Origin of the sequence: Microbacterium sp. UBA1612 (genome assembly GCF_002321605.1) — a bacterium.
Taxonomy (GTDB): Bacteria; Actinomycetota; Actinomycetes; order Actinomycetales; family Microbacteriaceae; genus Microbacterium; species Microbacterium luteum.
This window is the reverse complement of the sequence record NZ_DCMW01000018.1, coordinates 10,353-10,657: the sequence shown is the minus strand read 5'-3', so window position 1 is coordinate 10,657 and position 305 is coordinate 10,353. Positions and strand designations below refer to the sequence as shown.

Here is a 305-nt window from a genome sequence, read left to right as displayed (position 1 = left end):
CGCTGCCGCGGGCGGGTGCGGCCCCCTCAGGCCGCCGGCGAGGCCTGCCGCGTCTCCACGAGCGCCCGGATGCGGTCGAAGAGCGGATGCTCCGGCTCGAGGCCCGTGACCTCGGCGGTGAAGGCGGCGGCGTCACGCTCGGCGAGCAGCCGCTGCATGTCGACGGACTGCGCATCCTCCGGGTCGTGGAACGCGAGGGCGGCGGCGATCGCCGTCTCGAGGCCGGCCGTGGGGAGTCCGCGTTCGGCTGCCTCGGCCGCGGGGCCGATGAAGCGCTCTTTCCGCGACAGCTTGCGCAGCGGCTG

At 76.1% G+C, this 305-nt stretch carries 1 pseudogene; it reads right to left on the bottom strand.

The window, feature by feature from the left end:
- Positions 1-26: 26 nt before the first annotated feature.
- Positions 27-305, bottom strand: a pseudogene (locus B3S45_RS07105) (mannitol-1-phosphate 5-dehydrogenase); the annotation flags it as partial.